At 70.8% G+C, this 22421-nt stretch carries 15 protein-coding genes; 10 read left to right on the top strand and 5 right to left on the bottom strand.

What is annotated here, in order from left to right:
• Window positions 1-387: 387 nt before the first annotated feature.
• From mtrA to ACFWRO_RS33475, 6 genes are all read left to right on the top strand, one after another.
• The gene (gene mtrA / locus ACFWRO_RS33500) at window positions 388-1065 is read left to right on the top strand and encodes a two-component system response regulator MtrA (protein ID WP_362011954.1); all 678 of its coding nucleotides are present in this window, start codon (window positions 388-390) and stop codon (window positions 1063-1065) included.
• A 1-nt stretch (window position 1066) separates the two neighbouring features.
• A complete protein-coding gene (mtrB, locus tag ACFWRO_RS33495) occupies window positions 1067-3085 on the top strand; it encodes an MtrAB system histidine kinase MtrB (protein WP_384517281.1) in 2019 nt (672 codons plus the stop codon).
• A complete protein-coding gene (locus tag ACFWRO_RS33490) occupies window positions 3075-4937 on the top strand; it encodes an LpqB family beta-propeller domain-containing protein (RefSeq protein WP_384517278.1) in 1863 nt (620 codons plus the stop codon). Before mtrB ends, ACFWRO_RS33490 begins: the two co-directional genes overlap by 11 nt.
• Before the next feature lie 144 nt (window positions 4938-5081).
• Complete coding sequence (locus ACFWRO_RS33485; protein ID WP_384517275.1) at window positions 5082-5837, top strand: ComF family protein; 756 nt, start codon at window positions 5082-5084, stop codon at window positions 5835-5837.
• A 341-nt stretch (window positions 5838-6178) separates the two neighbouring features.
• Entirely contained in the window at window positions 6179-6859 is a 681-nt protein-coding gene (gene hpf, locus ACFWRO_RS33480; protein WP_384517299.1) for a ribosome hibernation-promoting factor, HPF/YfiA family, read from the top strand.
• Window positions 6860-7075: 216 nt separating this feature from the next.
• Complete coding sequence (locus tag ACFWRO_RS33475; protein WP_384517273.1) at window positions 7076-7831, top strand: response regulator; 756 nt, start codon at window positions 7076-7078, stop codon at window positions 7829-7831.
• On the opposite strand, the gene ACFWRO_RS33470 is transcribed toward ACFWRO_RS33475, so the two are convergent.
• Together ACFWRO_RS33470 and ACFWRO_RS33465 are read right to left on the bottom strand one after the other, a co-directional pair.
• Window positions 7824-8987 (bottom strand): winged helix-turn-helix domain-containing protein, encoded by a 1164-nt coding sequence (locus ACFWRO_RS33470; RefSeq protein WP_384517270.1) that lies wholly within the window; start codon window positions 8985-8987, stop codon window positions 7824-7826. The genes ACFWRO_RS33475 and ACFWRO_RS33470 overlap by 8 nt on opposite strands.
• Window positions 8988-9088: 101 nt before the next feature.
• Complete coding sequence (locus ACFWRO_RS33465) at window positions 9089-9682, bottom strand: GNAT family N-acetyltransferase (protein ID WP_384517268.1); 594 nt, start codon at window positions 9680-9682, stop codon at window positions 9089-9091.
• Between the two features lie 265 nt (window positions 9683-9947).
• Between ACFWRO_RS33465 and secA the strand changes: the two genes are divergently transcribed.
• Window positions 9948-12749 (top strand): preprotein translocase subunit SecA, encoded by a 2802-nt coding sequence (gene secA, locus ACFWRO_RS33460; protein ID WP_384517265.1) that lies wholly within the window; start codon window positions 9948-9950, stop codon window positions 12747-12749.
• A 103-nt stretch (window positions 12750-12852) separates the two neighbouring features.
• Here secA and ACFWRO_RS33455 read toward each other — a convergent pair whose 3' ends face one another.
• Window positions 12853-13341 (bottom strand): Rv3235 family protein, encoded by a 489-nt coding sequence (locus ACFWRO_RS33455; protein ID WP_384517263.1) that lies wholly within the window; start codon window positions 13339-13341, stop codon window positions 12853-12855.
• A gap of 273 nt (window positions 13342-13614) precedes the next feature.
• On the opposite strand from ACFWRO_RS33455, the gene ACFWRO_RS33450 reads away from it, so the two are divergent.
• Together ACFWRO_RS33450 and ACFWRO_RS33445 are read left to right on the top strand one after the other, a co-directional pair.
• Window positions 13615-14121 carry a DUF6912 family protein gene (locus ACFWRO_RS33450; RefSeq protein WP_384517260.1) on the top strand — a complete coding sequence of 169 codons (507 nt, stop codon included), beginning with the start codon at window positions 13615-13617 and terminating at the stop codon, window positions 14119-14121.
• A gap of 37 nt (window positions 14122-14158) precedes the next feature.
• On the top strand, window positions 14159-14830 hold the full coding sequence (locus tag ACFWRO_RS33445; protein ID WP_384517257.1) for an HAD family hydrolase: 672 nt from the start codon (window positions 14159-14161) through the stop codon (window positions 14828-14830).
• 238 nt (window positions 14831-15068) lie between these two features.
• Here the strand turns inward: ACFWRO_RS33445 and ACFWRO_RS33440 are convergent, their stop codons facing one another.
• Window positions 15069-15623, bottom strand: coding sequence for a DJ-1/PfpI family protein (locus ACFWRO_RS33440; protein WP_384517255.1), 555 nt, complete (start codon window positions 15621-15623; stop codon window positions 15069-15071).
• 384 nt (window positions 15624-16007) lie between these two features.
• Between ACFWRO_RS33440 and ACFWRO_RS33435 the strand changes: the two genes are divergently transcribed.
• Window positions 16008-20969, top strand: a complete 4962-nt coding sequence (locus tag ACFWRO_RS33435) for an NAD-glutamate dehydrogenase (protein WP_384517252.1) — start codon at window positions 16008-16010, stop codon at window positions 20967-20969.
• An 80-nt stretch (window positions 20970-21049) separates the two neighbouring features.
• On the opposite strand, the gene ACFWRO_RS33430 is transcribed toward ACFWRO_RS33435, so the two are convergent.
• Window positions 21050-22399, bottom strand: a complete 1350-nt coding sequence (locus ACFWRO_RS33430) for a glycosyltransferase 87 family protein (protein WP_384517250.1) — start codon at window positions 22397-22399, stop codon at window positions 21050-21052.
• Window positions 22400-22421 lie beyond the last annotated feature (22 nt).

The raw sequence follows: 22421 nt of genomic DNA, 5'->3' as shown, positions 1-22421 counted from the left end.
CGTGAGCCATCGTGCCACGAGGGGCCCGCCGGTGGGCGGGGGCCTGTATCACGTTCGTACGCCCATCGTCGGCGCCGCTCGGGGCGGACCGGGCGCAGACCGGGCGGATGTCTGCTCAGTGGGTACAAACCGCGGTGGCCGGCGGGCGGGGTCCGGCTGTGGCGGGGCGGGCCGTGGTGCGGGCGGAGTCGTTCCCGTGGGCCGAGTGGGGCCGCTCGGGGTACGGTTCAGCACGGCTGACGGGGGCTACGGGGATGACATCCATGTCTGAAATCGACACCCACAGACACCGACCGTCAACGGTGCGCAACCGCGGACGTCACCGCAGGTCAGTGAGGTATCTCACCAGCCGCCTTGAGACTGATACGGAAATGGGATGATGTCGATATGAAGGGACGCGTTCTCGTCGTCGACGACGACACCGCACTGGCCGAGATGCTCGGCATCGTGCTGCGGGGTGAAGGGTTCGAGCCGTCGTTCGTAGCGGACGGTGACAAGGCGCTCGCTGTCTTCCGCGAGGTCAAGCCGGACCTGGTGCTGCTGGACCTGATGCTGCCCGGAAGGGACGGCATCGAGGTGTGCCGGCTCATCAGGGCCGAGTCCGGCGTGCCCATCGTCATGCTGACGGCCAAGAGTGACACCGTCGACGTCGTCGTGGGGCTCGAGTCCGGGGCCGACGACTACATCGTCAAGCCGTTCAAGCCGAAGGAGCTCGTCGCCCGCATCCGGGCGCGGCTGCGGAGGTCGGAGGAGCCCGCGCCGGAGCAGCTCGCCATCGGCGATCTGGTCATCGACGTGGCAGGGCACTCGGTGAAGCGGGACGGGCAGTCCATCGCCCTGACGCCGCTCGAGTTCGACCTGCTCGTCGCGCTGGCGCGCAAGCCGTGGCAGGTGTTCACCCGCGAGGTCCTGCTCGAGCAGGTCTGGGGCTACCGCCACGCGGCCGACACCCGGCTGGTGAACGTGCACGTCCAGCGGCTGCGCTCGAAGGTCGAGAAGGACCCCGAGCGCCCGGAGATCGTGGTGACCGTCCGCGGTGTCGGCTACAAGGCGGGGCCGAGCTGACATGAGTATGGGCAGTTCTGCTCCTGAGGCCGGGGACCGAGGAGTCCGGTCGGGGCGGGCTGCCGGACCGGGGCGGGGGGGCTCGCGTTTCGGCCGTCTGCTCCAGGACGGGGCGCCGGGTGGCTCGGCGCTCCGGCTCCTCGCGCGCTGGGTACGTCGTCCGCTGCTGCCCGCCGTACGGCTGTGGCGGCGGAACATCCAGCTGCGGGTGGTCGCGGGCACCCTGCTGATGTCGCTCGGCGTGGTGCTGCTGCTCGGCCTGGTCGTCATCGGCCAGGTCCGCAACGGTCTCCTCGACGCCAAGGAGAAGGCCGCCCAGAGCCAGGCCGCCGGTGGGTTCTCCGCCGCCCAGGACAAGGCGGCGACCACGCCGTCGGGACCGGGCGGGCAGGAGGGCGGCCGGGCCGGTTCCTCGCTCACCTGGCGCTCCACGCTGGTCGAGCAGCTCGCCAGCGGTGGCCAGAGCGCGTTCAACGTGGTCGCGCTCTCCCTGGAGGACTCCGACGGGCCCGCGAGCCGGGGCGCCCGCGCCTCCGGCGAGGTCGATCCCGCCACGAGCATCCCCACCGACCTGCGGCACTCCGTCGCCCAGGGCGCGGGCACCTTCCAGACGTACGCCCGGATCCACTACACCAACGGCAAGGGCTCCGAGCCGGGGCTCGTGGTCGGCAAGCGGCTCAACGACGCCGAGGGCACCCAGTACGAGCTGTACTACCTCTTCCCGCTCACGCAGGAGGAGGACTCCCTCACCCTGGTCAAGGGCACGCTGGCGACGGCCGGACTGTTCGTGGTGGTCCTGCTCGGGGCCATCGCCTGGCTCGTGGTGCGCCAGATCGTCACGCCCGTGCGGATGGCGGCCGGGGTCGCCGAGCGGCTGTCGGCCGGGCGTCTGCAGGAGCGGATGAAGGTCACCGGCGAGGACGACATCGCGCGCCTCGGTGAGGCCTTCAACAAGATGGCGCAGAACCTCCAGCTGAAGATCCAGCAGCTGGAGGAGCTCTCGCGGATGCAGCGGCGGTTCGTCTCGGACGTGTCGCACGAGCTGCGGACCCCGCTGACGACGGTACGGATGGCGGCCGACGTCATCCACGAGGCGCGCGTGGACTTCGATCCGATCACCGCGCGCTCCGCCGAGCTGCTCGGCGACCAGCTCGACCGCTTCGAGTCGCTGCTCTCCGATCTGCTGGAGATCAGCCGCTTCGACGCGGGCGCGGCGGCCCTGGAGGCCGAGCCGATAGACCTGCGCCAGGTCGTACGGCGGGTGATCGGCGGCGCCGAGCCGCTCGCCGAGCGCAAGGGCGGCCGGATCGTCGTCGTTGGCGACGAGCAGCCGGTCGTGGCCGAGGCGGACGCCCGCCGGGTCGAGCGGGTGCTGCGCAACCTGGTGGTCAACGCGGTCGAGCACGGCGAGGGCCGGGACGTCGTCGTCAAGCTGGCCGCCGCCGGCGGCGCCGTCGCGATCGCCGTACGGGACTACGGCGTGGGCCTCAAGCCAGGCGAGGCGACCCGGGTGTTCAACCGGTTCTGGCGGGCCGACCCGGCACGCGCGCGTACCACCGGCGGGACGGGCCTCGGCCTGTCCATCGCGGTCGAGGACGCGCGGCTGCACGGCGGCTGGCTGCAGGCCTGGGGCGAGCCCGGTGGCGGCTCGCAGTTCCGGCTCACGCTGCCGCGCACCGCGGACGAGCCGCTGCGCGGCTCCCCGATCCCGCTGGAGCCGGAGGACTCCCGGCGCAACCGGGAGCAGGCCAAGGCCCGCCCCGGTGGCCCGGGGCAGCCCCAGAGGGAGACACGGGTGAGCGGGGCGAACCAGAGCCAGGTGTCGCTGCCGGTGCAGCCTGCGGGAGACCGTCCGGCGCTGCCCGTACCGCCGCGTGTGCCGCCGGCGGCGCGGGCGACGGTGGATCCGACGGCGTTGCCGGGCAGTGGTGCCCGGGTGGTCGCGCGGGCGGCGGCCGACAGTGGTGAGGCGATGGCGTCGACGCACGCCGAGGGGGAGGACGGTACACGTGGGCGCTGACTTCCGAGGAGGGCGGAAGACGGCCAGGTCGAGCGTGCTGCTCGCGTGCGGCGGGCTGCTGGTGGCCGGGTGCGCGACGATGCCCGACACCGGGGACGTACGGCAGGTGAAGGCGTCCAACCCGGGCGACTCGCAGGTCCGCGTCTACGCGGTGCAGCCGCGCGAGAACGCCGAGCCCGACGAGATCGTCGACGGCTTCCTGGAGGCCATGACCAGTGACGATCCGGGGTTCGCGACGGCCAAGAAGTACCTGACGAAGCAGGCGGCGAAGAACTGGAAGCCGGAGCAGAGCATCAACGTGCTCACGACCGCGCCGGACCGTGAGCAGGCCGACCGGCTTCCCGACCCCGAGACCCAGGGGCGGTCCTATCCGATCCGCGGCCGGCAGGTCGCGACCGTGGACGCCCGGCACGCCTACCAGCCGAGGAAGCCCACCGAGTACCGGGACTTCATCCACGTCGTGCAGCAGCCCGCCGCCGACGGCAAGGGCAAGGAGTGGCGCATCGACCACCTGCCCCCCGGACTGGTGCTCAGCGAGGCCGACTTCCAGCGGAACTACCGCTCCGTCAATACGTACTACTTCGCGTCCGGTGAGGACTGGGTCGTCGCCGACCCGGTGTACATCCGGCAGCGGCAGGACCCGGTGACCCGGATGGATCCGGTGACACAGACCGTCAAGGCGCTCCTTGAGGGGCCGACGAACTGGCTGCAGCCGGCCGTCGATTCGCGTTTCCCGTCCGGTACGCGGCTGAAGGAGGGCGTCACCACGCTGGCGACGGACGACCAGTCCACGCTGAAGGTGCCGCTCAACTCCAAGGCCGACCGGGTGGGCGGGGAGGTCTGCCGGGAGATGGCGGCCCAGCTGCTGTTCACCCTGGGCGATCTGACGTCCGTACGGGTCGAACAGGTGGAGCTGCAGCGGGGTTCCGACGGCGGTCGGCTGTGCGTGCTGTCCAAGGCGCAGGCCGAGGAGTTCGCCCCGGTGCGCGACTCGGGACGGGCGGAGAACCCGTTCTTCGTCGACGAGGACGGCACGCTCAAGACGCTGCCGATCGGCGGCAAGGAGGACGCGAAGGCCGACGCGACGCTCGGGCCGTTCGGCAAGGGCGCGACGCCGCTGCGGTCGGTCGCCGTCGACCGGGACGAGAGCCGGGCGGCCGGCGTCGGCAAGGACGGGCGGGACCTGCGCGTGGCGTCGATCCTCTCCGACCACGAGCTGCGGCCCCCGCTGCTGTCGAGCACCGCGGCCCGCCCCGAGGACCGGCTGTCCGCGCCGAGCTGGGACGGCCGCGGCGACCTGTGGGTCGCGGACCGCGACCCGGCCGACCCGAAGCTGTGGACGGTTCCGGACGGGGAGGGCACACCCGTCGAGGTACGGGCGCCCTGGCTGACCGGCGGCGCGCGCGTGGAGTCGCTGCGCGTCTCCGCGGACGGCGTGCGGATCGCCCTGCTCCTGAAGGAGAAGGACGGCCGGACGACCCTGAAGATCGGGCGGGTCGAGCGCGAGGGCGACGCGACGCGGCCGACGGTCTCGGTCGTGGACCTGCAGGCCGTGGCGCCGCGCATGGAGACGGTCACGGCCGTGTCCTGGGCCGGCCCGAGCCGACTCGTGGTGGTCGGCAAGGAGTCGGGTGGCGTCCAGCAGGTCCGGTACATCCAGACCGACGGCGCGACATCGACGGCCTCGGTGCTGCCGGGCCTCAACGGGGTGACTGCGGTCGCCGCCCCCAACGACGACAAGGCGCCGGTCGTCGCCGACTCCGGCAACGACGGGATCGTGCGGTTGGTGCCGGGCGCGAACTGGCAGCGGCTCGTCAAGATCGCGGGTACGTCGCCGGTCTACCCGGGGTAGCCCGCCGCGCCGGGGGAGTCCTCTGCGCGTCCTCCCGGCGTCCTCAGAACGCTGTCCGGCGTTGTCCGGCGCTCTGTCCGGGCGTTTGTCCGGCGGTTGTCCACAGGGGTGGCCGGGTGGGTCGCGCGGGAGGACAGTGGAGCCATGCGGGGGTGGTGGCGCGAGATCGCCGGGCTGGTGCTGCCGGTCGCCTGCGGAGGCTGCGGCAGGCCCCGTACGGAGTTGTGCCCGCCGTGCCACGACGAGCTGAGCGGTCCGGAGCCGCGCCGGGTCAGGCCCCTGCCCGAGCCGGCCGGACTGCCGGTGGTGCATGCCGCCGCGCCGTACGCCGACGCCGTACGGTCCGTGCTGCTCGCCCACAAGGAACGCGGCGCGCTCTGGCTGGCCGAACCCCTCGGCCGCGCGCTCGCGGGTGCCGTGGAGGCGGCTGCCGGGCGCTGTGACGGCCCGGGGGCCGGCCCCCTTCTCCTCGTACCGGTGCCCTCCTCCCGGAGCTCGGTGCGGGCGCGTGGCCACGATCCGACCCGGCGCCTCGCGCTGGCCGCGGCCGGGCGGCTGCGCCGTCGGGGGCGGGCCGCACGGGTGATTCCGGTACTGCGCCAGCGCCGTGCCGTCGCGGACCAGTCGGGGCTGGGCGCCGCCGGGCGTTTCGCCAATCTGGCCGGGGCGCTGGAGGTCGTCGCGGGCGGCGCGCGGCTCATCGGGCACGGACGGGTGGTCCTGGTCGACGATCTGATGACCACGGGCGCCTCGCTGGCAGAGGCGGCGCGGGCACTGAGTGCCGTACACCCGTCGTTCATTCCGGGGTTGAACGGAGGCGATGTGGATAGTGGATCCGTACGGACGACGGCGGCGGTGGTCGCCTGTTCTCCGTCGTCGTTCGACATACGTTCGATATAAACCGGAACTGCCCGGGGACGTGCATCGTTGCAGGTGGTGAGAGGTGAATGCACCCGTACGGAGGTATGTGGCCGCAGCGGGTGCCGACACCCGACCGAACGAGCTATGTTCGGTTGTGAGGAGTGGCGAAGGCTACGCCTCACCGAATGCACGGGTGCGCCTACAGGACAGGAGTTCAGGGCGAATTAACCTCAGGTTGGTGGGGTGGGGATCTTGCCGACTGGGGAGGAGGAGGTGAAAGTCGCCAAGTCCGAGGCTCCGGCATTCACCGGAGTCTGGTGCAAAGGGAGATGCTCAGTGGCGTAGGAGCCGATCTGAGCGATCCGGGAACGGAGTTCTGCGTGGACATCGTCGTCAAGGGCCGCAAGACCGAGGTGCCCGAGCGGTTCCGCAAGCACGTGGCCGAGAAGCTGAAGCTGGAGAAGATCCAGAAGCTCGACGGCAAGGTGATCAGCCTCGACGTCGAGGTGTCCAAGGAGCTCAACCCGCGTCAGGCCGACAGGTCGGACCGGGTGGAGATCACCGTCCATTCCCGAGGCCCGGTGATCCGGGCGGAAGCTGCGGCAGGCGACCCGTACGCAGCGCTCGACCTCGCCCACGGCAAGCTCGAGGCCCGACTGCGTAAGCAGCACGACAAGCGGTACACCCGCCGCGGCAACGGCCGTCTGTCGGCCGCGGAGGTCGCCGACGTGGTGCCGGGTGTCGCCCAGCTCAACGGCAACGGCCAACTGGTCGTCGAGGAGTCCGGCGCCGTGCCCACCACGATGATGGGCTCCATCGAAGTGCAGGGCGAAGGCCCCCTGGTGGTCCGCGAGAAGACGCACGCGGCCGCCCCGATGACCCTCGACCAGGCGCTCTACGAGATGGAACTCGTCGGACACGACTTCTATCTGTTCGTCGACTCCGACACGAAGCAGCCGAGTGTCGTCTACCGGCGGCACGCCTACGACTACGGCGTCATTCACCTGGAGAGCGACCCGCTCGCCGAAGGTGGCGGCGCCGGCGGTGCCCTCGGCGGCTGACCCACAGCCCGCAGGCACCCCACCCCACACCTACAACTGTCCGTCTCGGTGCCCCTGGAGCGCCCCGTGCGCCCCCAGGGGCACCCCCGTGCGACCACGGGATCGCCGCGTTGTCGCCCGGGCATGAAATCATGGCGTGCACGCCAACCGGTGCTCCAAGAGCAGAGGTTGGAGGACCGAACACGAATTCAGGCCATGAACTCAGGGGGAGGAACGATGGCGGACAGCTTCGGGCCGGTGCACAGCGGGCGAGAGTCCGATGGCGCGGCCTTCCCCGGGGGTTCGGATTCGGCCAGCGGGGACTCCCGCAAAGAGCCGATCCGGGTCCTTGTGGTGGACGACCACGCCCTCTTTCGCCGGGGTCTGGAGATCGTCCTCGCCCAGGAGGAGGACATCCAGGTCGTCGGAGAGGCCGGTGACGGGGCCGAGGCGGTCGACAAAGCCGCGGATCTGCTGCCCGACATCGTGCTGATGGATGTGCGGATGCCGAAACGCGGTGGCATCGAGGCCTGTACGTCCATCAAGGAGGTGGCCCCCAGCGCGAAGATCATCATGCTGACGATCAGCGACGAGGAGGCCGATCTCTACGACGCGATCAAGGCGGGCGCGACCGGCTACCTCCTGAAGGAGATCTCCACGGACGAGGTCGCCACGGCGATTCGCGCGGTGGCCGACGGCCAGTCGCAGATCTCCCCCTCGATGGCGTCCAAGCTCCTCACCGAGTTCAAGTCGATGATCCAGCGGACCGACGAGCGCCGGCTCGTGCCCGCGCCCCGGCTGACCGACCGCGAGCTCGAGGTGCTGAAGCTCGTCGCGACCGGGATGAACAACCGGGACATCGCGAAGGAACTCTTCATTTCCGAGAACACGGTGAAGAACCACGTCCGGAACATCCTGGAGAAGCTTCAGCTGCACTCCAGGATGGAGGCCGTGGTGTACGCGATGCGGGAGAAGATCCTCGAGATCAGGTGAGGGCCGCGGTCAGGGCCTCGGCGACGGCCGGGGTGTCCGTGCGCTCGATCCGTACCGCGTCGCAGCCCACCCACTCGGCCGCCTCGCGCAGCGCCTGAGCCATCGGCGCGACCGCCTTGGCGGACTCCAGGGACACCTGCCGGGCCACCAGCGTGCGGCCCTCACGGGCCGGGTCCACCCGGCCGAGCAGCTTGCCGCCCGCGAGCAGCGGCATCGCGAAGTAGCCGTGCACACGCTTCTGCTTCGGCACGTACGCCTCCAGGCGGTGCGTGAAGCCGAAGATCCGCTCCGTCCGCGCCCGCTCCCAGATCAGCGAGTCGAACGGCGACAGCAGCGTCGTACGGTGCCGGCCGCGCGGCTCGCTCGCCACCGCAGCCGGGTCCGCCCAGGCCTGCTTGGACCACCCCGCCACCGTGACCGGGACCAGACCCGAGGCCTCGACGACCGCGTCGAACTGCTCGCTCTTCAGCCGGTGGTAGTCCGCGATGTCCGCGCGCGTGCCCACGCCCAGCGCCTCGCCCGCCTGCCGGACCAGGCGCCGGAGGCACTCGGTGTCGTCCAGGTCGTCGTGGAGCACGGCTTCCGGGATCGCCCGCTCGGCCAGGTCGTAGACGCGCTTCCAGCCGCGCCGCTCGGTGCACACCACCTCGCCGTGCATCAGCGCCCGCTCGACGGCGATCTTCGACTCCGACCAGTCCCACCACTCGCCCTTGTTCTTCGCGCCGCCGAGCTCCGTCGCCGTCTGCGGGCCCTCGGAGCGCAGCTGCTTGATCACCGCGTCGTACGCGCCGTCGGGCAGGTCGTGGTGCCACTGCGGGCTCGTGCGGTAGGCGCGGCGCCGGAAGGCGAAGAGCGGCCACTCCTCGACCGGCAGGATGCAGGCCGCGTGCGACCAGTACTCGAAGGCGTGGCTGTCGGTCCAGTACGCGTCCTCCACCGTCGTACGGCCCACGGCGCCCAGGCGCGCGTACGGGATCAGCTCGTGCGAGCGGGCGAGGACGGAGATCGTGTCGAGCTGGACCTGTCCCAGGTGGCGCAGGACGCCCCGGACGCCCGCGCGGCGGTCGGGCGCGCCCAGGAAACCCTGGGCCCGCAGGGCGATCCGGCGGGCTTCGTCCGCGGACAGTTCGGCGACGGGCGGCGGCACAGTGGTCATGATCCGCACCCTAGACGGCGGCACTGACACTCAGGCCCCGGACGGCGGAACGGGCTGGGGACCGGGCCACGGACCGGCCATGCACCGCACTGCTGGACGGGCTACGGAACCGACGGCGGCGCGGCCTGGGGAGCCGGCAGGTACGGGAGCGGGCCCGGAAGGCCCAGGTCCGTCGGGAGCAGCGAGCCCACCCAGGAGTCACGCAGGACGCCCTTGTTCGGCAGCGCGGCGCGCAGCACGCCCTCGATCCGGAAACCGGCCTTCTCGGCCGTGGCCAGCGAGCCCACGTTGCCGACCTCGGCCCGCCACTCCAGGCGCGTGCAGGCCAGGTCCCTGAAGGCCCAGCGGGCGAGGGCGAGGACGGTCTCCGTCATGTAGCCGCGGCCCCGGTGCTCCTTGGCCGTCCAGAAGCCGACCTCCCAGCTGCCCGAGCGCGGGTGGTGGAGCGCGGCGGCGGCGAGGAGCGGGCCGCCCTCGTGGAGCCGTACGGCGAAGGAGTACTCGGTGTCGTTGCGCCAGCCGTCCGGGACGATCCGGTTGAGGAAGAACTCGGCGTCCTGACGCACATAGGGCGAGGGCACCGTCGTCCAGCGCTGGATGTCGGGGTCCTGGCAGTGGGCGAGGACCTCGTCGAGGTCCTCGGGCCTGAAGGTGTTCAGGGTCAGGCGGTCCGTGGTCAGTGTCGTCGGCTCCATGGCGGAATTCTGGTCAGTGCGGAGGGCGACGGCGAGCGGTTTTCGTGTCCCGGGGAGGCGAACACTTTTCGGGTGGCGCGGCACCTTCGGCGCTTCTCGTGCGTTCTCATTCCGGGCGGCGGTGACGCTCCGGCCCCTCGGGCCTCCCGACGCGGCGGCGGTCTCGCTTACGATGGCCGTTGCGGTGGGGACCACCTGCCGTGCCCGCGCCCGAGTCCATCACACGACCCAGTGCCAGGCCCGACCGGCAAGGAGACCAGCCTCAGTGTCCGTCTTCAACAAGCTCATGCGTGCAGGCGAAGGCAAGATCCTGCGCAAACTGCACCGCATCGCGGACCAGGTCAACTCCATCGAAGAGGACTTCGTCAACCTCTCCGACGCCGAGTTGCGGGCGCTCACCGATGAGTACAAGCAGCGGTACGTCGACGGTGAGAGCCTCGACGACCTGCTCCCCGAAGCCTTCGCGACCGTCCGCGAGGCCGCCAAGCGCGTTCTCGGCCAGCGCCACTACGACGTGCAGCTCATGGGTGGCGCCGCCCTCCACCTCGGCTATGTCGCCGAGATGAAGACCGGTGAGGGCAAGACCCTCGTCGGTACGCTCCCGGCTTATCTGAACGCGCTGTCCGGCAAGGGCGTCCACCTGATCACGGTGAACGACTACCTGGCCGAGCGCGACTCCGAGATGATGGGCCGCGTCCACAAGTTCCTGGGCCTGGAGGTCGGCTGCATCCTGGCCAACATGACGCCGGCCCAGCGTCGCGAGCAGTACGGCTGCGACATCACGTACGGCACGAACAACGAGTTCGGCTTCGACTACCTCCGCGACAACATGGCGTGGTCGAAGGACGAGCTCGTCCAGCGCGGCCACAACTTCGCCTGTGTCGACGAGGTCGACTCGATCCTGGTCGACGAGGCCCGTACGCCGCTGATCATCTCCGGCCCGGCCGACCAGGCCACGAAGTGGTACGGCGACTTCGCCAAGCTGGTCACCCGTCTCACCAGGGGTGAGGCCGGAGTGCCGCTCAAGGGCATCGAGGAGACCGGCGACTACGAGGTCGACGAGAAGAAGCGGACCGTCGGCATCCACGAGTCCGGCGTCGCCAAGGTCGAGGACTGGCTGGGCATCGACAACCTCTACGAGTCGGTGAACACCCCCCTCGTCGGGTACCTGAACAACGCCATCAAGGCCAAGGAACTGTTCAAGAAGGACAAGGACTACGTCGTCATGGACGGCGAAGTCATGATCGTCGACGAGCACACCGGCCGTATCCTCGCCGGCCGCCGCTACAACGAGGGCATGCACCAGGCGATCGAGGCGAAGGAAGGGGTGGACATCAAGGACGAGAACCAGACTCTCGCCACGATCACCCTGCAGAACTTCTTCCGCCTCTACGACAAGCTCTCCGGCATGACCGGTACGGCCATGACCGAGGCCGCCGAGTTCCACCAGATCTACAAGCTCGGCGTCGTCCCGATCCCGACGAACCGGCCGATGATCCGCATGGACCAGTCGGACCTGATCTACCGGACCGAGGTCGCCAAGTTCGCCGCCGTCGTCGACGACATCGCGGAGAAGCACGAGAAGGGCCAGCCGATCCTCGTCGGTACGACGTCGGTCGAGAAGTCCGAGTACCTCTCGCAGCAGCTCTCCAAGCGCGGCATCCAGCACGAGGTGCTCAACGCCAAGCAGCACGACCGTGAGGCCACGATTGTCGCGCAGGCGGGCCGCAAGGGCGCCGTCACCGTCGCCACGAACATGGCCGGCCGAGGCACCGACATCAAGCTCGGCGGCAACCCGGACGACCTCGCGGAGGCCGAGCTGCGCCAGCAGGGCCTCGACCCGGTCGAGCACGTCGAGGAGTGGGCCGCGGCCCTCCCCGCCGCCCTCGAGCGTGCCGAGAAGGCCGTGAAGGCGGAGTTCGAGGAGGTCAAGGCGCTCGGCGGGCTGTACGTGCTGGGCACCGAGCGCCACGAGTCGCGCCGGATCGACAACCAGCTGCGCGGCCGTTCCGGCCGTCAGGGCGACCCGGGCGAGTCCCGCTTCTACCTCTCCCTCGGCGACGACCTGATGCGCCTGTTCAAGGCCCAGATGGTCGAGCGCGTCATGGCCATGGCCAACGTGCCGGACGACGTGCCGATCGAGAACAAGATGGTCACGCGCGCCATCGCCTCCGCGCAGTCCCAGGTCGAGACCCAGAACTTCGAGACGCGTAAGAACGTCCTCAAGTACGACGAGGTCCTCAACCGGCAGCGCGAGGTCATCTACGGCGAGCGCCGCCGCGTCCTGGAGGGCGAGGACCTGCACGAGCAGATCCAGCACTTCATGGACGACACGATCGACGACTACATCCGCCAGGAGACCGCCGAGGGCTTCGCGGAGGAGTGGGACCTCGACCGGCTCTGGAACGCGTTCAAGCAGCTCTACCCGGTGAAGGCCACCGTGGACGAGCTGGAGGACGCGGCCGGCGACCGCGCGGGCATCACGGCCGAGTTCATCGCCGAGTCCGTCAAGGACGACATCCACGAGCAGTACGACGCCCGTGAGAAGTCGCTCGGCTCGGACATCATGCGCGAGCTGGAGCGCCGCGTGGTCCTCTCCGTGCTCGACCGCAAGTGGCGCGAGCACCTCTACGAGATGGACTACCTGCAGGAGGGCATCGGCCTGCGCGCGATGGCCCAGAAGGACCCGCTGGTCGAGTACCAGCGCGAGGGCTTCGACATGTTCACCGCCATGATGGAGGGCATCAAGGAGGAGTCCGTCGGCTACCTGTTCAACCTGGAGGTCCAGGTCGAGCAGCAGGTCGAGGAGGTCCCGGTGCAGGACGCGTCCCCGTCCCTCACCAAGGACGCGGTGCCGGCGGGCCGCCCGGAGATCCGCGCGAAGGGCCTGGAGGCCCCGCAGCGTCCGGACCGGCTGCACTTCACCGCGCCGAAGGTGGACGGCGACGGCAGCGTCGTCGAGGGCGACTTCGTCAGCGAGGACGCGTCGGCCGGTGGTGACGGTCTGACGCGCGCGGAGCGGCGCAAGGCGCAGAAGAGCACGGGCGGGCGTCGCCGCAAGAAGTAGCCCCCTGGGGTAACCCCCGGTGGGGGGAGGAGGGGCCGGACACCTGGTGGGTGTCCGGCCCCTCTGCTGTCCTGGGTGCGCATCGGGCGCGGCTTGGGTGGCCTCAAGGGGAGGTGGGCTGGGGTGGCACGCGCGCGTGGAGGTCGTCCAGCTCTACGGCCGCGCAGCGCCAGCGGCGGTCGGCGCCGAGTTCGAGACGGAACGCCATGGCCCGTACGCCCCGGCCCGTGGTGACGCTGGCGAAGGCCTCCAGGCCGGTGGTGGTGGGCTGGGCGTGGCAGCGGCGGAGTACGGGGCGGATGCCGTGACCCCCGAAGGGGGTCGTGGGGGCGAGCTGGACCAGCTGCTCGTACGCCTCGCCCACGGTCTGGCCCAGCATCCAGTGGACGGGCCGCTGACCGCTCAGGACGAGGAGCAGGCGCTCGGCGAAGTAGGCGTGGGTGGGAAGGGCTCGGGCGGCCGTGCGGGGAGCCGTACGGGCGCGTGGGACCGCCGCTCCGGGGCGGGCGCCGGCGCCTCCGCGGGGGCCGATGCCGGCGGGGCCGCGGGGGCGGGCCTTGGCGGTGGGGGTGTGGGTGGTGGTGCCGGTCATGTGTGGTCCCCGTTTCCTGGCCGGTGGTCTACCGGGCGGTAACTTCTGTTGGGGATCTTGTACGGGGGGCGTTCAGGGCGTCGCAAGGCGGTGGGGAGCGGCTGGTGGGGGGTCGGCGGGTTCACCTATCAGGGTGACGAGGCCCGTACTCCGGGTCTGTCGGCGTGGGGTGGGGGATCCCTCGGGTGGACCGGCGAGAGCGTCGCCCGAAGACCCCGATGGGGTACTCCGCACGTATCCTGAGGGCGTTTCCGACTACGAAAGCGGCCAGCCATGCGCGTGTACGTCCCCCTGACCCTTCCCGGTCTCGCACAGGCGCACAAGGCGGGCGAGCTGGGGCCCGGTCCGCTGACCGCCTACGCCGTCACCCCCGCGCTGCGCGAGTGGTACGTCTCCGACGACATCGAGGAACTCGAGTACGCGGCGCTCAGCCGTGCCGCGGCCGCGTCGCTGCGGATGCTCGCGGGGGACCCCTCGGCCGCGCGGCGCCGGATCGTCGTCGCCGTCGACGTGCCCGACAAGGAGGCCGTCGCCGACCCCGACCGGGGGCTCGACGCCGGCTCGCTGGGCGAGGTCCGTATCGCCGGAGCCGTACCGCTGGCCAAGGCGGCCGCCGTGCACGCCGACGCGGACGACGCCGAGGCGGACGTCTCGGCGGCGGCGGACGCGCTGGGCGCGGCGGACCTGGGGGACGACGACGCCCAGTTCACGGTGGACGGGGCGGAGGACCACGAGCTGCTGTGGTTCGGGGTGCAGGAGATTCCCGGGCTGCTCGGCTGACTCCTTGTGTGTCGGTGCGGGCCGGTACCGTCTTTGCATGGGGAAGCACGGGAAGCACCTGGTCTGGGACTGGAACGGCACGCTGCTCGACGACATCGAGGCGGTCATCGGGGCGACGAACGCCGCCTTCGCCGAGCTGGGGCTCGAGCCGATCACGCTCGCGCGGTACCGGGAGCTGTACACGGTGCCGGTGCCGAAGTTCTACGAGCGGCTGATGGGGCGGCTGCCGACGGATGCCGAGTGGGTGGTCATGGACGACGCCTTCCATCGGCACTACTGGCAGCGGGCCGAGGACTGCGGGCTGACGGCCGGGGCGGCGGAGCTGCTGGCCGCGCGGCAGGCGTCCGGGTTCACGCAGTCGCTGCTGTCGCTGGCACCGCACGCGGAGCTGGTGCCGCTCGTGCGGCGGCACGGGATCGAGGAGCGGTTCGTCCGGGTGGACGGGCGGGTCGGGTCCTCGGCGGAGGGGAAGTCGGCGCACATGGTGCGGCATCTGGAGGCGCTGGCGGCGCTGGGGGGTGGCGTGGTCGTTGAGCGGGTGGTCGTCATCGGCGACGCGGCTGATGACGCGCGGGCGGCGGCGCATGTGGGGGCGCGGGCGGTGCTGTACACCGGGGGGTCGCACAGTCGAGCCTCGTTGGAGGCGGCGGGGGTGCCGGTCGTCGACTCGCTCGCGGAGGCGGTGGCGGTCGCGGAGGAGCTGGTCTAAGGGGCGGGGCGGGTGCCGCCCCGGTGGGGTGCGCCCGGCCTTCGGCCGGGCTTGTTGTTCCCACCCGCACCACCCGTGCGACTGGGATGGCAGAGGTGCGGGGTTTCCTGTGGGTGGCGTGGCCGCGTCGGCGGCTGCGGGCCGGTGGGGAAGTGATGGGGAGGTGTGGGCGCGGGTCTCGCCCGCGCCCGTCCGCCGGGCCCTCCCCTCCGCGCCCATCCCCTCCGTCTTCTCCCTGTCAGCCCGCCGCCCGCAGCACCTTCAGGAATTCGCGCATCCACGTCGGGTGGTCCGGCCAGGCCCTGGAGGAGACCAGGGTGCCGTCGACCACCGCCTCCGTGTCCTGGAAGGTCGCGCCCGCCGCCTGCATGTCCAGTTCCAGGGCCGGGTACGCCGTGACCCTGCGGCCCTCCAGGCCGCCGATCGCCGCCGTCAGGAGCGGGCCGTGGCAGATCTGGGCCACCGGCTTGTCCGCGTCGAAGAAGGATTTCAGGATCTTGCGGAGCTCCGGGTCGTTGCGGAGGTACTCCGGTGCCCGGCCGCCCGGGATCACCACCGCCACGTAGTCACCCGGGTCCACCTCCGAGAACGCCAGGTCAGCGGGCCAGGAGTAGCCCGGCTTCTCCGTGTACGTGTCGTAGCCCGGCTCGAAGTCGTGCACGACGAAGCGGAGCTGCTTGCGTGCCGGGGCCGCGATGTGGACCTCGTACCCCTCCTCAAGCAGGCGCTGGTAGGGGTACATCACCTCCAGCGACTCCGCCGCGTCCCCGGTCACGATCAAGATCTTTGCCATGGTCACTCCCGGCTCTCGGATCTCGGTTCCTGCCCCAGGACACTGTGTCGCTGTCCATATCGTCAAACTTCCACCCCCTCTTTTGTACACATACGGACCATGACGATCAGGGGGGAGGGAGCGATAGGCTTTTCCCGTGATCAGCGCGATACGCCGAGGGGGCAGCGAAGCCCCCGGCCATCGCCCGGAGCGCCTACGCGGCCGGGCCGACATGGCGTTCGCTGAATCTCACGTCCCGGGCGCGGCGCCAGAAATGGCTGATATCCGCTCGGGCATCTCCCATTGCGGCATAACGTCGACATCGACCGGTATCACCGCGTCGTGGCGTTGTGTCCTTTCTTCCAACCGACGTCACGCAATGGCGCGCGACAGGAGCCAGAGGACATGCAGACCAAGCTGGACGAAGCCAAGGCCGAGCTGCTCGCACGGGCTGCCCGGGTAGCTGAGACCGGCCCGGTCGGGGGGCAACTTCCGACGGGGCCCGAGAACGGTAAGCGCCCGGACAGGGGCACCGTGCTCGACTACCTCCAGCGCTACTACCTGCACACCGCGCCCGAGGACCTCACCGACCGTGACCCGGTGGACGTCTTCGGCGCCGCTCTCTCGCACTACCGGCTCGCGGAGAACCGCCCCCAGGGCACCGCGAGCGTTCGCGTCCACACCCCGACGGTCGAGGAGAACGGCTGGACCTGCAGCCACTCCGTCGTCGAGGTCGTCACCGACGACATGCCCTTCCTCGTCGACTCCGTGACGAACGAGCTGTCGCGCCAGGGGCGCGGCATCCACGTCGTCATCCACCCGCAGGTCCTCGTGCGCCGCGATCTCACCGGCAAGCTCATCGAGGTCATGAGCGGCGACGACGCCCAGGGCGAGCTGCCGCACGACGCCCTCGTCGAGTCCTGGATCCACGTCGAGGTCGACCGCGAGACCGACCGCGCCGACCTCAAGCAGATCACCACCGACCTGCTCCGCGTCCTCTCCGACGTCCGCGAGACCGTCGAGGACTGGGAGAAGATGCGCGACGCCGCGCTGCGCATCGCCGACGAGCTGCCGGGCGAGCCCATGGCCGACGACCTGCGGCCCACCGAGGTCGACGAGGCCCGCGAGCTGCTGCGCTGGCTCGCCGCCGACCACTTCACCTTCCTCGGCTACCGCGAGTACGAGCTGGTCAACGGGGACGCGCTGGCCGCCGTCCCCGGCACCGGACTCGGCGTCCTGCGCTCCGACCCGCACCACAGCGGCGAGGACGAGAACCACGCCCACCCCGTCTCGCCCTCCTTCAGCCGGCTGCCCTCCGACGCCCGCGCCAAGGCGCGCGAGCACAAGCTGCTGATCCTCACCAAGGCCAACAGCCGCTCCACCGTGCACCGGCCCTCCTACCTCGACTACGTCGGCGTCAAGAAGTTCGACCAGTCGGGGAACGTGGTCGGCGAGCGGCGGTTCCTCGGGCTGTTCTCGTCCGCCGCCTACACCGAGTCCGTTCGGCGTGTTCCTGTCATCAGCCGCAAGGTCCAGGAGGTTCTGGACGGCGCCGGGTTCTCGCCCAACAGTCACGACGGGCGCGACCTGCTCCAGATCCTGGAGACGTACCCCCGCGACGAGCTCTTCCAGACCCCGCCCGACGAGCTGCGCGAGGTCGTCACCAGCGTCCTCTACCTGCAGGAACGGCGCCGGCTCCGGCTCTACCTGCGCCAGGAGGAGTACGGCCGCTTCTACTCGGCCCTCGTCTACCTGCCCCGCGACCGGTTCAACACCACCGTCCGCGAGCGGCTCACCGACATCCTCAAGGAGGAGCTGGACGGGACGAGCGTCGACTTCACGCTGATGAGCACCGAGTCCGTGCTCACCCGGCTCCACTTCGTCGTCCGCGTCGCCCCCGGCACCGAGCTGACCCACCTCACCGAAGCCGACAAGGACCGCCTCGAGGCCCGGCTCGTCGAAGCCGCCCGCTCCTGGGCCGACGGCTTCGCCGAGGCGCTCAACGCCGAGTTCGGCGAGGAGCGCGCCGCCGAGCTGCTGCGCAAGTACGGCAACGCCTTCCAAGAGGGCTACAAGGCCGACCACTCGCCGCGCGCCGCCGTCGCCGACCTGGTCCACCTGGAGCAGCTGAGCCGCAGCGGCAAGGAGTTCGCGCTCTCGCTGTACGAGCCGGTCGGTGCCGGCCCCGGCGAGCGCCGCTTCAAGATCTACAAGTCCGGTGACCAGATCTCCCTCTCCGCCGTGCTCCCGGTGCTGAACCGGCTCGGCGTCGAGGTCATCGACGAGCGTCCGTACGAGCTGCGCTGCTCGGACCGTACGCACGCCTGGGTCTACGACTTCGGCATGCGGATGCCCGCCCCCACCGCCAACGGCCAGTCGTTCTCCGACGACGCCCGCGAGCGGTTCCAGGAGGCGTTCGCCGCGACCTGGACCGGCGAGGCCGAGAACGACGGCTTCAACTCGCTGGTGCTCTCCGCCGGGCTGACCTGGCGGCAGGCCATGGTGCTGCGCGCCTACGCCAAGTACCTGCGCCAGGCCGGTGCGACGTTCAGCCAGGACTACATGGAGGACACCCTCCGTAGCAACGTCCACACCACCCGGCTGCTCGTCTCCCTCTTCGAGGCCCGGATGGCCCCCGAGCGCCAGCGGGCCGGCGTCGAGCTGATCGACGCGCTCCTCGAAGAGCTGGACGCCGCCCTCGACCAGGTCGCCAGCCTGGACGAGGACCGCATCCTGCGCTCCTTCCTCACCGTCATCAAGGCGACGCTGCGGACCAACTTCTTCCAGAACACCGCGGACGGCGTCCCGCACGCCTACGTCTCGATGAAGTTCGACCCGCAGGCCATCCCCGACCTCCCGGCGCCCCGCCCGGCGTTCGAGATCTGGGTGTACTCGCCGCGCGTCGAGGGCGTCCACCTGCGCTTCGGCAAGGTCGCCCGAGGCGGCCTGCGCTGGTCCGACCGGCGTGAGGACTTCCGTACCGAGATCCTCGGCCTGGTCAAGGCGCAGATGGTGAAGAACACCGTCATCGTGCCCGTCGGCGCCAAGGGCGGCTTCGTCGCCAAGCAGCTCCCGGACCCGTCCGTGGACCGCGACGCCTGGCTGGCCGAGGGCATCGCCAGCTACAAGACCTTCATCTCGGCGCTGCTCGACATCACCGACAACCTGGTCGCGGGCGAGGTCGTCCCGCCGGCCGACGTGGTCCGCCACGACGAGGACGACACCTACCTCGTCGTCGCCGCCGACAAGGGCACCGCGACCTTCTCCGACATCGCCAACGAGGTCGCCGTCTCCTACGGCTTCTGGCTCGGCGACGCCTTCGCCTCCGGCGGCTCCGCCGGTTACGACCACAAGGGCATGGGCATCACCGCCCGCGGCGCCTGGGAGTCCGTCAAGCGGCACTTCCGCGAGCTCGGCCACGACACCCAGACCCAGGACTTCACCGTCGTCGGCGTCGGCGACATGTCCGGTGACGTCTTCGGCAACGGCATGCTCCTGAGCGAGCACATCAGGCTCGTCGCGGCCTTCGACCACCGCCACATCTTCATCGACCCCAACCCGGACGCGGCCGTCTCGTACGCCGAGCGGCGCCGTCTCTTCGAGCTGCCCCGCAGCTCCTGGGCCGACTACAACACCGAGCTGCTCTCGGCGGGCGGCGGCATCCACCCCCGTACCGCCAAGTCGATCCCGGTCAACGCGCAGATGCGCGCGGCCCTCGGCATCGAGGCCGGCGTCAGCAAGATGACCCCGGCCGAGCTGATGCAGGCGATCCTCCACTCGCCCGTCGACCTGCTGTGGAACGGCGGCATCGGTACGTACGTCAAGGCGTCCACCGAGTCGAACCCGGACGTCGGCGACAAGGCCAACGACGCCATCCGCGTCAACGGCGAGGAGCTGCGCGTCAAGGTCGTCGGCGAGGGCGGCAACCTCGGTCTGACCCAGCTCGGCCGCATCGAGTTCGCCCGCAAGGGCGGCCCCGAGGGCGAGGGCGGCAAGATCAACACCGACGCCATCGACAACAGCGCAGGCGTGGACACCTCCGACCACGAGGTCAACATCAAGATCCTGCTCAACGGGCTCGTCGCCGAGGGCGACATGACCGTCAAGCAGCGCAACCAGATCCTCGCCATGATGACCGACGAGGTCGGCGCGCTCGTCCTGCGCAACAACTACGCGCAGAACACCGCCCTGGCCAACGCCGTCACCCAGTCGCCGTCCCTGCTCCACGCCCACCAGCGCTTCATGCGCCGGCTCGGCCGCGACGGGGCCCTGGACCGCTCGCTCGAGTTCCTGCCCAACGACCGGCAGATCCGCGAGCTGCTCAACAACGGCAAGGGCCTGAGCCAGCCGGAGCTCGCCGTGCTCCTCGCGTACACCAAGATCACGGTGGCCGACGAGCTGATCCACACCGAGCTGCCGGACGACCCGTACCTGCGCGGGCTGCTCCACGCGTACTTCCCGACGCACCTGCGCGACCAGTTCGCCGACGCGGTCGACAGCCACCCGCTGCGCCGCGAGATCGTCACCACGGTCCTGGTCAACGACACCGTCAACACCGGTGGCTCGACCTTCCTGCACCGCCTCCGTGAGGAGACCGGCGCGTCGATCGAGGAGATCGTCCGCGCGCAGACCGCCGCCCGGGTCATCTTCCGGCTCGGCGAGGTCTGGGACGCCGTCGAGGCGCTCGACAACCAGGTCCCGGCCGACGTCCAGACCCGGATGCGGCTGCACTCCCGTCGGCTGGTCGAGCGCGGTACGCGCTGGCTGCTCGGCAACCGCCCGCAGCCGCTCCAGCTCGCCGAGACCATCGAGTTCTTCTCCGAGCGGGTCGAGAGCGTCTGGGCCAAGCTGCCGGAGCTGCTGCGCGGCGCGGACCTGGACTGGTACAAGTCGATCCTGGACGAGCTGACCGGGCTCGGCGTGCCGGAGGAGCTCGCCCTGCGGGTCGCCGGCTTCTCCTCCGCCTTCCCGACGCTCGACATCGTCGCGATCGCGGACCGTACGGCCAAGGACCCGATGGCGGTCGCCGAGGTCTACTACGACCTGGCCGACCGGCTGCGGATCACCCAGCTCATGGACCGCATCATCGAACTGCCGCGCAACGACCGGTGGCAGTCGATGGCCCGCGCCTCCATCCGCGAGGACCTCTTCGCCGCGCACTCCGCCCTCACGGCGGACGTGCTGTCAGCGGGCAACGGGACCTCGACGCCGGAGGAGCGGTTCGGGGCCTGGGAGCACAAGAACGCGGCGATCCTCGGCCGCGCGCGCACCACGCTGGAGGAGATCCAGGGCTCGGAGACCTTCGACCTGGCGAACCTCTCGGTGGCTATGCGGACGATGCGGCAGCTGCTGCGGTCGCACGGCTAGTCAGTGACATACGGAAGGGGCCCCGTCGGATTTCCGGCGGGGCCCCTTCCGTTGTGGAGGCCGGACTGTGAGTCCTGACGTCACTTCCGGGTCGTCGACGTCCACAAGCGGCGCGCCGCCAGCAGCGCCGCCGCGAGCAGTAGCGCGTTGCGGAACACCATGACCGTCACGCCCTCCCAGGAGCCGGCCACCACCTCCTCGTAGAGGACCGGGTACGCCAGTGAGCTGAGCCCGGCCGCCGGCAGGAGCAGCAGTGCCACCGGCCGCATCACGGTCCGGCGCGAGGTCAGGCAGACGGCGGCGAGGCCGAGCAGCCAGATCATGTACTGCGGGCTGATCACCCGGCTGGTGACCGTGAAGAGCAGGACCGCCGCGAGTGCCGCGTCCAGCGGGGTCGCCTCGGTCCAGGTGCGCGCCCGCAGCCGCCAGATCAGCAGCCAGACGAAGGCGAGGGCGGTCAGGAGCAGCGCGAACCGGCCGATGCTGGAGACGTACGGGCCGACGTACTCGAAGGCGCCGTAGCGGTACTCGACGCCGCCCGGCCAGATGTCGGCCGCCCGCGCGAGCGAGAGCGCGGTGCCGCCGAGCGACTCGATCTGGATGCCCCGGCTGCCTTGCTGGCGCAGGAAGGCGAGCGAGTCGGAGAAGCAGAGCGCCAGGACTGCGAGGAGCGCGACGACGGTGGTCGCGGCCGCGATCCAGGCGTCGCGGCTGGTACGTCCCCGGGGCGTGCCGAGCAGGGTCAGAATCGGCCACACCTTGACCAGCGCGCCGAGCCCGGCGAGGGCCCCGCCGATCCGGTGTCCTGCGGTCGAGCGGGACGCCACCGCGAGCAGGGCGAGCACGGCGAGGGCGGTGACCTGGACGTCGTACCGGGCGAGGGGGATGTGCAGGAGGAGGGGGAGCCCGGCGACCCAGACCCAGGTGCCGTGCGTGGCGCGGCTGCTGTCGGCGCGGGCGAGTGCCAGGGCGACGGCGGCGTCGGCGAGGAGGGTGAGGGCGACGAAGGCCTCGAAGTACGTGAGCCAGGGGAGGACGCCGGGGGACATGATGACCAGGCCGGCGCCGGGCGGGTACTGCCAGGTGACGTCGTCCACGGGGAAGGTGCCCTGGGCGAACTGGCGGTACCAGATCTGGTAGAGGACGTACACCTCGCGGCCGACCCCGCCGATGCCCAGGCTGTCGCGCAGCAGGAGCAGGAGCATGCTCGCGCGGGTGAGGACCCAGACGACGGTCAGGGCGAGGGCGGGGCCGCGGCCGACGTTGACGAAGGTCGCGGCGGTGAAGGTGTCCGACTCGAAGGGCGAGCCGGTGAGGGCGGGGGGCGCGGGGGCGCAGGTCGATGTGTCGGAGGCCCGCCGCCCGAGTCCGTCGTCGTCAGGCGAGGACGGGGGCGGGGGCTGCGGGGCGCGGTCGCGATGCGTCGTCATCGAGACCGCACTCTATTGCGGT

Source organism: Streptomyces sp. NPDC058579, from assembly GCF_042718575.1.
Lineage (GTDB): Bacteria > Actinomycetota > Actinomycetes > Streptomycetales > Streptomycetaceae > Streptomyces.
The sequence above is the reverse complement of the archived record's forward strand: the minus strand, read 5'-3'. Positions and strand labels throughout refer to the sequence as shown.

What these genes read in the sequence shown, in the direction of transcription:
- mtrA (WP_362011954.1), top strand. Translation starts at nt 388, where the DNA reads ATGAAGGGACGCGTTCTCGTCGTCGACGACGACACCGCACTGGCCGAG.
- mtrB (WP_384517281.1), top strand. Translation starts at nt 1,067, where the DNA reads ATGAGTATGGGCAGTTCTGCTCCTGAGGCCGGGGACCGAGGAGTCCGG.
- ACFWRO_RS33485 (WP_384517275.1), top strand. Translation starts at nt 5,082, where the DNA reads ATGCGGGGGTGGTGGCGCGAGATCGCCGGGCTGGTGCTGCCGGTCGCC.
- ACFWRO_RS33475 (WP_384517273.1), top strand. Translation starts at nt 7,076, where the DNA reads ATGGCGGACAGCTTCGGGCCGGTGCACAGCGGGCGAGAGTCCGATGGC.
- ACFWRO_RS33470 (WP_384517270.1), bottom strand. Translation starts at nt 8,987, where the DNA reads ATGACCACTGTGCCGCCGCCCGTCGCCGAACTGTCCGCGGACGAAGCC.
- ACFWRO_RS33465 (WP_384517268.1), bottom strand. Translation starts at nt 9,682, where the DNA reads ATGGAGCCGACGACACTGACCACGGACCGCCTGACCCTGAACACCTTC.
- ACFWRO_RS33455 (WP_384517263.1), bottom strand. Translation starts at nt 13,341, where the DNA reads ATGACCGGCACCACCACCCACACCCCCACCGCCAAGGCCCGCCCCCGC.
- ACFWRO_RS33450 (WP_384517260.1), top strand. Translation starts at nt 13,615, where the DNA reads ATGCGCGTGTACGTCCCCCTGACCCTTCCCGGTCTCGCACAGGCGCAC.
- ACFWRO_RS33445 (WP_384517257.1), top strand. Translation starts at nt 14,159, where the DNA reads ATGGGGAAGCACGGGAAGCACCTGGTCTGGGACTGGAACGGCACGCTG.
- ACFWRO_RS33440 (WP_384517255.1), bottom strand. Translation starts at nt 15,623, where the DNA reads ATGGCAAAGATCTTGATCGTGACCGGGGACGCGGCGGAGTCGCTGGAG.
- ACFWRO_RS33435 (WP_384517252.1), top strand. Translation starts at nt 16,008, where the DNA reads ATGCAGACCAAGCTGGACGAAGCCAAGGCCGAGCTGCTCGCACGGGCT.
- ACFWRO_RS33430 (WP_384517250.1), bottom strand. Translation starts at nt 22,399, where the DNA reads ATGACGACGCATCGCGACCGCGCCCCGCAGCCCCCGCCCCCGTCCTCG.